Source organism: Petrocella sp. (genome assembly GCF_059865615.1).
The window spans coordinates 109,545-119,828 of record NZ_JCBCDA010000102.1 but is presented as its reverse complement, the minus strand read 5'-3'; the positions used below and the strand labels follow the sequence as shown (position 1 = coordinate 119,828).

9 protein-coding genes are annotated in these 10,284 nt (G+C 37.6%); 1 reads left to right on the top strand and 8 read right to left on the bottom strand.

The features are described 5' to 3' along the window. From AC6F8J_RS11200 to AC6F8J_RS11185, 4 genes are all read right to left on the bottom strand, one after another. A partial coding sequence (locus tag AC6F8J_RS11200; protein WP_500723415.1) for a thymidylate synthase occupies nt 1-561 on the bottom strand: 561 nt, incomplete at its 3' end. A 15-nt stretch (nt 562-576) separates the two neighbouring features. Continuing rightward, nucleotides 577-2,973, bottom strand: coding sequence for a ribonucleoside triphosphate reductase (locus AC6F8J_RS11195; protein ID WP_500723414.1), 2,397 nt, complete (start codon nt 2,971-2,973; stop codon nt 577-579). 194 nt (nt 2,974-3,167) lie between these two features. After that, nucleotides 3,168-4,436 carry a GTPase HflX gene (hflX, locus tag AC6F8J_RS11190; RefSeq protein WP_500723413.1) on the bottom strand — a complete coding sequence of 423 codons (1,269 nt, stop codon included), beginning with the start codon at nt 4,434-4,436 and terminating at the stop codon, nt 3,168-3,170. A 16-nt stretch (nt 4,437-4,452) separates the two neighbouring features. After that, a complete protein-coding gene (locus tag AC6F8J_RS11185; RefSeq protein ID WP_500723412.1) occupies nt 4,453-5,706 on the bottom strand; it encodes a tetratricopeptide repeat protein in 1,254 nt (417 codons plus the stop codon). A gap of 237 nt (nt 5,707-5,943) precedes the next feature. On the opposite strand from AC6F8J_RS11185, the gene AC6F8J_RS11180 reads away from it, so the two are divergent. Beyond that, nucleotides 5,944-6,183 (top strand): hypothetical protein, encoded by a 240-nt coding sequence (locus AC6F8J_RS11180; protein WP_500723411.1) that lies wholly within the window; start codon nt 5,944-5,946, stop codon nt 6,181-6,183. Nucleotides 6,184-6,190: 7 nt separating this feature from the next. Here AC6F8J_RS11180 and AC6F8J_RS11175 read toward each other — a convergent pair whose 3' ends face one another. The 4 genes from AC6F8J_RS11175 to AC6F8J_RS11160 form a co-directional block, all read right to left on the bottom strand. Then, nucleotides 6,191-7,516: an AAA family ATPase gene (locus tag AC6F8J_RS11175; protein WP_500723410.1), complete on the bottom strand. Its 1,326-nt coding sequence runs from the start codon at nt 7,514-7,516 to the stop codon at nt 6,191-6,193. A gap of 191 nt (nt 7,517-7,707) precedes the next feature. After that, a complete protein-coding gene (gene lysA, locus AC6F8J_RS11170) occupies nt 7,708-8,967 on the bottom strand; it encodes a diaminopimelate decarboxylase (RefSeq protein ID WP_500723409.1) in 1,260 nt (419 codons plus the stop codon). A gap of 18 nt (nt 8,968-8,985) precedes the next feature. Then, nucleotides 8,986-9,660, bottom strand: coding sequence for a helix-turn-helix domain-containing protein (locus AC6F8J_RS11165; RefSeq protein WP_500723408.1), 675 nt, complete (start codon nt 9,658-9,660; stop codon nt 8,986-8,988). Nucleotides 9,661-9,768: 108 nt separating this feature from the next. Next, entirely contained in the window at nt 9,769-10,251 is a 483-nt protein-coding gene (locus tag AC6F8J_RS11160) for a DUF1499 domain-containing protein (RefSeq protein ID WP_500723407.1), read from the bottom strand. Nucleotides 10,252-10,284 lie beyond the last annotated feature (33 nt).

Here is a 10,284-nt window from a genome sequence, read left to right as displayed (position 1 = left end):
CCAGTTGTTGGCTGCTAGGACATCATTGGATCTTTGATTTAAGATGCCATTTAACTTTTTGCCTGTTACATTAAAAGTCATGCTATAGGCACATGGGTAAAGGTTCATCTCGCTTAAATCTGAATGGACATATATGTTGGTAATAATTCTACGACTATACGGATTGTTTTTTAGATCATAAAGCACCCTGTCCACTTGGTCAAACATACCTTCAGGATATAAATGTTTCACACCTAATTGATAACCATAAGCTTTTCCAATAGATCCATCCTCATCTGCCCAGTTGTCCCATATTCGACTGCCTAAATCGTGAATGTTATTTGATTTCTTTTGCCAGATCCATAAGACTTCATCAATGGCCTTTTCAAAGTTGGTGCGTCGTAAAGTCAGAATCGGAAACTCTTTGGCCAAATCATATCGATTGACCACACCAAATTTCTTAATGGTGTGGGCCATGCTCCCATCTTCCCATCTAGGTCTTACCGTCTGTCCTTCTGAGGATGTACCGTTTTCCAGTATCTCTTTGCACATATTTATAAAAATTTGATCTGCTAAACTCATCATCTGCTCCTTAATTTAAGTCGTCACGCAACTGGTTGTGAACCTTCTAATACTGGCTAATCCTGAATATGTATCATAACTATCTTCTGATAAGACAACCAAGGTTGGCGCTGTCATGACTTTGAACCGTTCTACTAAGCTAAGTTCTTCTTCTGCATCTACAATCCTGTAACTATGTTTTTTACCTAGATAGACTTTTGCCACCTGACAACTGGGGCAAGTTTTCGTCGTAAAAAGCAATACTTTTTGATTTTGAGAGTCACTGCCGGACTTTTCTTCAACCTCTATCCTTGCCTCCAAGGCCTTTTCTATGACTACGTCTTCAGCCGACGCCTTAATACCATCTTCTACAACGTACTCTCTACGTTCTTTATACTCCTGGCTTTTGCCATCATTCCAATGTTGTAGTGGACGATAGTAACCGGTTATACGCGAATATACTTCTGTTCTATGGCTACATTCAGGGCATTGATGTACTTCACCACTTAAGTAACCATGATTTTTGCATATGGAGTATGTGGGGGACAAGGTGTAATAAGGCAATTTATAATTCTCAGCTATGGTTTTGACCAATTTGGCTGCTTCTTGCCAACCGGAGAGCTTCTCACCTAAGAACCCGTGAAAAACGGTACCTGATGTGTATTTGCCTTGGAAGGCATCTTGAAGGTCTAAAGCATCAAATATATCCACTGTATGATCCACAGGCAAATGGGTACTATTGGTATAATAGGGTACCCCCATATTCTTCCCTGCTGAAATAATATCTGTGTATTTCACTTTATCCATCTTAGCCAGTCGGTAAGTGGTTGATTCTGCCGGTGTTGCCTCAAGATTGTACAAATCGCCATAGGCTTCTTGATAATCAGATAAACGGTCACGCATATGATCCAATACCTTAAGGGCAAATGCTCTGGCTTTTTCATTGATTAGATTCTTGCCAATCCATTTGGCATTAAGGGTAGCCTCATTCATACCAATAATGCCAATGGTGGAAAAATGGCTTGAAAAATGACCCAAATATCTTTTCGTATAAGGGTATAGGCCTTCATTGAGAAGGCGCGTGATAACCTCTTTTTTAATCTTCAAGGACCTGGCTGCAAGATCCATAATGTTGTCCAGACGTTCAAAAAAATCTTGCTCATCTTCAGCTAAGTAGCCGATTCTTGGTAAGTTAATGGTAACCACGCCGATTGAACCGGTGCTTTCACCTGAACCAAAGTATCCACCTTGTTTTTTCCTAAGCTCCCGTAAATCCAGTCTTAACCGACAGCACATGCTCCTAATGTCACTGGGTTCCATATCACTGTTAAGGTAATTGGAAAAATAAGGTGTTCCATATTTTGCTGTCATTTCAAACAAAAGTTTGTTATTCTCATGATCTCCAAAATCAAATGCTTTGGTTATGGAATAAGTAGGTATAGGGTATTGAAAGCCGCGTCCGTTGGCATCCCCTTCAAGCATAACTTCTATAAAAGCCTTGTTAATCATATCCATCTCTGCTTGACAGTCTCCGTAAGAAAAATCCATAGCTTTGCCACCAACAATGGCCGGTAGACTTGCCAAATCATCCGGTACTTTCCAGTCTATTGTAATATTAGAAAAAGGAGATTGGGTACCCCAACGACTGGGTATATTAACACCAAAAACAAAGGACTGTATGGCTTGTTTAGCTTCCTTATAACTTAGATTATCGACTTTTACGAAAGGCGCTAGGTAGGTGTCAAAGGAAGAAAAAGCTTGAGCACCTGCCCATTCGTTTTGCATAATACCTAGAAAATTAACCATCTGATTACATAGAGTAATCAGATGTCTGGCCGGTGCTGAAGATATCTTTCCGGGGATGCCACCTAGGCCTTCTTCAATCAATTGCTTCAAGGACCAACCGGCACAATAGCCCGTCAGCATAGAGAGATCATGAATATGCATGTCCCCATTCCTATGGGCATTAGCTATGGCTTCATCATATGCCTCTGATAACCAATAGTTTGCCGTTATGGCTCCTGAATTATGTAGAATCAATCCACCAACGGAATAGGTGACCGTCGAGTTCTCTTTTACACGCCAGTCTTCTTCTTTTACATAGCTATTTACAATTTCTTTGTAATCCAATATGGTGGATTTGATATTTCTGATTTTCTCTCTTTGCTTGCGATATAATATATAAGCTTTGGCCACTTCTGTATAGCCAGATTCTTCTAGAATTTTTTCCACACTGTCTTGTATGGCTTCAACACTTATTTGCCCATTTACTATTTTTGACTCAAAATCTGATGTCACTCTAAGCACCAACATATTCAATATGTCATCATTAAAAACCTTCTTCGTGGCGATAAAGGCCTTGGTAATCGCATCCTTAATCTTATTTAAATCAAAACCTGTTATTTCCCCATCTCGTTTGACCACTTCATACATTTGACATACCTCCCAAACTTCAAACACAAAACAGCTGCCTCAACATATAAAATCATACCACAGTGCAAGAAGATGGTCAACGAAAAAATACTATATACAGTAGGTAATTAGTTGTATACCTACTATATATAGTATTTACTTATTCACAATGGTTAAAGGGTCAAACCTAAGTTTGACTATATAGTTTTGTCACCTTAACCAATAATCATAGTACCCAATTCATATTTATTAATATAGGCCTCTTCAATATACACTTCAACATAGGTCCCTTCATTGACGTAAGACTCTTCAAGAATCTGACCATATGTCCTAAGCTTTTGAAGAATCTGACCTTGATGATAAGGTACAATAATTTTCATGAGTCGCTGTCCCTGTAATAGATGTTGTTCCAAAGCTTCCAGTACTTTACGGATACCCTCACCGGTTAGGGCTGAAACGCGAATATTGGCAAATGCCTTTTCATCCCATAGGTCTTCATCTACGTTGTCTCTATCACATTTGTTGAGCAGGGTCAACATGGGTGTTTTCTCTGTTTTAAGCTCTTGTAAGGTTTCATGGACAACCTGTATATGCTTATTTGCGTCCGGATTGCTTGCGTCCACCATATGAATTAAAACATCTGCATAGACCACTTCTTCTAAGGTCGACTTAAAAGCTTCTACAATATGATGGGGCAATTTTCTGATAAAGCCAACCGTATCCACCAATAGGACTTCTTTCCCTTCCGGTAGGACCATATTTCTTGTAGTGGGGTCAAGTGTTGCAAATAGCATATCCTCTTGTAAGACACCAGCATCGGTCAATTGGTTCAATAGGGTTGATTTGCCTGCATTGGTGTATCCGACAATAGCAATAATTGGTTTGCCTTGTTTGGCTCGTCCTTCTCTTAATAGGTGTCTACTGGAATGGATTTTTTCCAGTTCCTCTTTCAATACATCAATACGTCGTCTAATATGACGTTTGTCCGTCTCTAGTTTTTTTTCTCCAGGTCCTCTAGTACCAATACCTCCACCTAATCTGGATAGACTTTTACCCAGACCAGACAACCTAGATAGACGGTATCGCATCTGAGCCATCTCAACCTGCAATATACCTTCTTTGGTATGAGCATGTCTTGCAAAGATATCCATAATCAATATAGGACGATCTACGATCTTAACCTCTAGAGCCTCGCCAAGGTTTTTTAACTGTGCCGGTGACAACTCATCATCACAGATAACTGTGGTAATTTCATATTGATCAATCATCTCTTTTAACTCTTCCACTTTGCCTTTTCCGAAGTAAGTGGCCGGATGAGGTTTATCTCTATTTTGTATGACTTTGACCAAGGTGCTTGCACCCGCTGTTTTTGCAAGTTCTTCTAATTCATCAATAGCGCTGTCCACTTCTTTTTCCTTATTTTGGGGACAGATAGCAATTAATATGGCTTTTTCTACTATTTCATTCTTGATCTGTTCTTCCACTTGGTGCACCAACTTTCTAATCGACTTCTATATTATTTAGAGCTTCCTTAGCCGCTTTATGATCCGGACTTATAGATAAGACTTGATTCAGCATTTTTTCAGCTTCTGTAAATGCTTGCATTTCTATATAAGTTAAGGCCTTTTGATACATCGCTTCAATGTGATTTGCACTTAGACTTAAAACCTTATCATATTGGACCAGACTACTTTCATATTCCATTGTTTCCCTGTAAACTTTTCCAAGGGCAATACGGGTTAAAATATCTGTTGGATAATTTTGTAAATAGGTTTCTAATTGTCTGATAGCATCCTCATATTGACCAATGATTTGATAAGTTACACCTTGTCCTTTATAACCTTCAATACTACCATACTCCACGCCAAGTCCATAGTTCATTAATGCTTCACCATAGGAATTTTCACTAAAATAAATATTACCACGGGTGATGTATAAATCAGCATAATTGCTCCATCTTGTTATGCCCACACCAAGTACCCTAATAGCTTCTTCTACTTCTCCTGTTTCTATCAGTATTTTTGCTTTCAAATCATACATTTGAGGGATATATGGATCCATTGAAAGTGCTGTATTCACATCACTTAAGGCGATACGATATTCTTCCATCAAATAATATACACTGCCTCTATTGCCATAAGCATAAGCGTAGTCTTGTTTTAATTCTATGGCACCATCAAAATAGGATAAAGCCAACTCATAGTCTCCTATGGTTCTGTAAATCAGACCAAGGGCATTGAATAGTTGTTCATCATCCTTTTTAAGTTCAAATGCTTTTTCTAAAACAACCAACGCCTCTTTAGGTTGGCTGATTTCATTTAATAATGTACCTAGATTCAAATAAGTATAGTATAAACCGTTTGAATCTTTAAAATCGTCTTTTAAGCGAATGGCTTTATAAAAATCTTTCTGCGCCTGATCATATACACCCGAACTAAAATATACCGTTCCTCTATTCAAGTAGGCTTCCGGCATGTTCGGTTCCAAAACAATGGCTTGATTTAGATCTTCTAATGCTGATGCAATATCACCTTTTTCATAATAAGCCATACCACGATTACTAAAAAAAGCACCATATTCAGGATAATCTATAAGGCTTTGGGTAAAATGTGATATTGCTTCATCATAAAGACCTTCTAAGTATAAGCTATAACCTTCATCATTTAGCTTTTCTTCTTCATAGCCGCTACAGGCTGCAAAAACTATACTGATCATTAGCATTAAAAAGATTATTATGTATTTTTTCAGCATCATAATTCGCTCCTAATTCGCTTCCGGTATTATTACACTGCTTTGACTTGACGTATTCATTTCATGTCTATATTATAGAACAAAGAGGCTACGCCTCGTTTTGCAAAGCAAATTGTTCCGGCAGGAAAGATTTCCTTGATTGTTAATGTGACGCTTCAATGCATTAACATGGCATAGACTTTCCTAGAGAAGAACAAAGAGATCCATTTATATTTGAATCTATAGCTAAGGTGGTAGAACATGAAAAAGAAAAAAGTACAACAGATTATGGCCCTCATTGGCGTCGCTCTAATATTACTACTGTTCATTTTGACCCTTGTTTTCATCCTCATTGACCATTCAACATTAGCCATCACCTTTGTTGCAATTAATGGTTTTGTCGTTGTTATTCTATACTTCGCCTTAAGGTTTCACCAAAATGCGAAGGATTCCAACAAAGATTGGATGGATGACCAAGACGATTCTACAAGAGAGAACTAAATCATAATCATTTAGGTTGCTGATAATCCGGCAGCCTTTTTTTCATGTTTTTCTTAATCTGGGCTTCATAGCCTTCATCTGAAGGTTCATAATAAATCTTATCTACCAGTTCGTCCGGGAGATATTGTTGTTTAACAAAATGGCCAGGAAAATCATGAGCATATTGATAACCAATACCATGACCAAGTGACTTTGCACTTTTATAATGTGCATCTTTTAGATGGGGTGGGAGTGTTTTAATCTGAATATGCCCAACGTCTTCCATTGCAGAAAATATGCCAAGGGCCGCATTACTTTTAGGTGCTGTAGCAATGTAGCTTACCACTTGTGCTAGGATAATCTGAGCTTCAGGCATACCGACAAAATGAACTGCTTGAGCCGCTGCACTGGCCAGTATCAATGCCCTAGGATCTGCGTTGCCGACATCCTCTGAAGCACATATAACCACACGCCTAGCTATGAACTTGGGGTCTTCTCCTGCATAGAGCATTCTCGCCAGATAATAAATGGCTGCGTCCGGGTCAGACCCTCTCATGCTCTTAATAAATGCGGATATGACGTCATAATGGTTATCTCCATCTTTATCATAATTTAACGACCTTTTTTGGATGCATTCTTGGGCTACTTTTAAATCTATTATAATCTTACCGTTCACAGAACTCGTGGTTAGTGCGCCAAGTTCTATAGCATTTAGGGCTACTCTGGCATCACCATTTGCCACATCTGCAAGAAATGTCATAGCGTCTTCTTCAATGTTTATGTTATAGGCCTTCAATCCTCTTTCTAATTGAATCGCTCTTTGCATAAGCAAAATAATATCTTCTTTGGCTAAATGGTACAATTGAAAGATTCTAGATCTAGATACCAAGGCCTTATTAACTTCAAAATATGGATTCTCAGTTGTTGCACCAATTAAAGTAACGGTACCATCCTCTACATATGGCAGCAAGGCGTCTTGCTGTGCTTTATTGAACCTATGGATTTCATCAATAAAAAGAATGGTTTTCTTCATGGACATACCTAGGCTGTCTTTTGCCTCAGCCACAACATCTTGTATGTCTTTTTTACCTGCAATGGTCGCATTTAATTGTCTAAAATTTGATTTGGTTGTATTGGCTATCACTTTTGCCAGAGTTGTTTTTCCTGTACCCGGAGGACCGTAAAAAATGAGCGACCCCAGTTTATCCGCCTTAATGGCTCTATATAAGAGTTTCCCTTCACCTATAATATGCTTTTGCCCAACCACTTCGTCTATCGTCTCTGGGCGCATTCTTGCAGCAAGAGGTGCATCCTTAACCAAGGTTTTTTTCCTTGCCATATCAAATAAATCCATAGCTTCTCCTTTGGCAATACCTTTTATTCGTGACCTTCATTATAGCATAATCTTGTAAAGGAAGAAAATTACATTTATGTGAATTCGGTTAATTTTAACCTCCATTTGTTATGGTTGGTTTGTCAAAACTAAAATATGGCTGACTCAATATTCTGAGACAGCCATTTTTAGCTTTTCTTACTATCAAAACTTTATTCTACATCAAAATTTCTCATTAAATCCTCAAATGTATCTCGGCGACGAATAAGTTTAGCATTACCTTCTCCTGTGATCAATACTTCAGCCGGTCTTAAACGGTTGTTGTAATTAGAAGCCATACAATAGCCATAAGCACCTGCGTCGAGTACCCCTAAAATATCACCTTCAAAAATTTCAGGTAAGAGTCGCTCTTTTGCTATGATATCGCCACTTTCACAAATATTACCTACAATATTAACGGTTTCATTTTTTTCTGACTTCACATTCGATTTTCTATAAATCTCAATATCATGATGACTGTCATACATAACCGGACGTTTTAAAATGTTAAAACCAAGATCTGTACCAATGTATTTCGTGTCATAATTATATTTAATAGCATATACTTCACCTAATATAAGGCCGGATTCAGCTGATATGTAACGACCCGGTTCAATCTTAAATATAACTTTTTTACCATATTCAGTGGCAAATTCTTCAAATTCTTTATCCAGCTTCTTACCAAGATCTATTAAATTCAAACGCTCTTGCCCCGCCAATTTGTTATAAGGGATACCAAAACCACCACCAATATCAATAAATTCTAGATTTTTAAACTGCTTAGCAATTGTAAATAGAGATTTGACACCTTCTATATACTTGTCCCCTTCCATGAACAAAGAACCGATGTGTTGATTGATGCCCACTAACTTTAGGTCATATTGACTGAGCACACTTTTGACTTTATCTACTTTGTTTGGGTCCACTCCGAATTTGGTTTTTTTACCACCAGTGACGACTTTTTCATGATGACCGGCTCCAACTCCAGGGTTAAATCTGATACAAATCGAACCACCTTTGTTGATTTTCCCATATAGCTCCAACTGAGAGATGGAGTCAACACTTATGAGTATATCTCGGTCTATGGCATACTGCATTTCCTCTGCAGATACGTTGTTGCTGATATATAGAATCTGTGATGGCAAGAAACCGGCTGCTAATTCTAAATGAATCTCGCCAGGCGACATGGCATCGACATTCAATCCTTCTTCACGAGCTATTTTCAGTAATGATAAATTACCATTAGCCTTAACAGAATAGTTTACAGAGAAATTCGGGTACTGCACGAGGTTTTTTAATTCTCTACATCTGGTTCTAAAGACTTCTTCATTATAGACATAGAGAGGACTTCCATAGGTTTTTATAAGTTCAATAGGGTTTGTACTTTTAAAAAAATCAGTTTCTGTGGTGATCTTGTTGTGATAGGCTAGCATGTAATTCCTCCTGTTTGATCATTGTTTTTTGCTATCAAGGACTGCGATTTCATTTATAAAGGCTTCTCTTATCAAATGAACCAAAGTACTATTTTTTGAATAAAGACTTTGCTTTAAAGTGCCTGCAAGAACTTCTTTTGTATCTGTAATAATTTTAATGGATGTAGTTGGTGCATTGAAATAATGGATGTGTTCTATGCCATTCAAATCTTTTGGTGATAAAATCACCACTTTTAATCCTCGTACAACTGCTTGATGAATATCTTCCTTTACCAATTCAAGCACATCATTATCGCATGAAAGATAAATTCTAAGTTCTGCCATTTGTATTATGTTTTTCAACTTATTTATAATGTGTTTTTCATCCGCTATGGTGATATACGGTTCTTGTCTGAGTTGAGAAAAATCCAGTTTTTCTTCAATGACTTTGATCTGTTCCTCAAAACTTCTTTTAACATTTTTTATAAGTTCCATTTTCGGGACAGGTGTATATTTTACGGAAGCCGCCTCAACCACATAAGCGTAGCCCTTATCCACCAAACTGGATAAAGCAGCATAGGCATTGGATCTGGATATTCCAGATAGTTTTGCTGCCTCGTAACCGGTTATCTCATGATGACGACACAATTCAATATAAATAATAGCTTCCTGTTGTGTAAAGCCAATTTTTTTTAAGGCATTCACCAATTCCATAATTATTCTCCTTAGTGGTTCTTCATGGTACTACTATAAATTAAATGAGAATAAATGTCAAGGAAAAAGATGTTTAAAGCCAATTCCACTCTAAACATCTTCCTATATCTAGTGTTCCATATAATATTCATACAAAATATTATAGCGTTCTCTGTTTAACCCCATATCAGAGTAACCAATTCTTGATGCCGATCTAAAATGCACTACTTTTTCTTGATCATCAAAATAAAACTCTACATCATCTTTATACCGCATCAAGCCTGTCGTAAAAACCATTCTTATATAATTGGATTCTTCTTCGACAATCTCTGCATCACCATAGGCTTTTACCGCCAATTTCATCTCTTCTTTAGTTGTCTGAAGGTCTTCTTTGTAAGGAAAAGGTGTTACTTTTTTAGCCTTATCTCTTGTTTGACTGGAAACGGCATTTGGTGTTTCTGGCATTTCTGCAAGCAGACCTTCCCTAACGCCTAACTTGGGCACCTTCATATTTCCTATTACCATTGATATAGATACACCCAAGACCATAACAACGACTATAATTGCAATCCACATTTTTATTTTATCCTTTCTGTTTCTTATTGGCTTCATTCATCACATCTCCTAGTTCATCTAACCATTTGA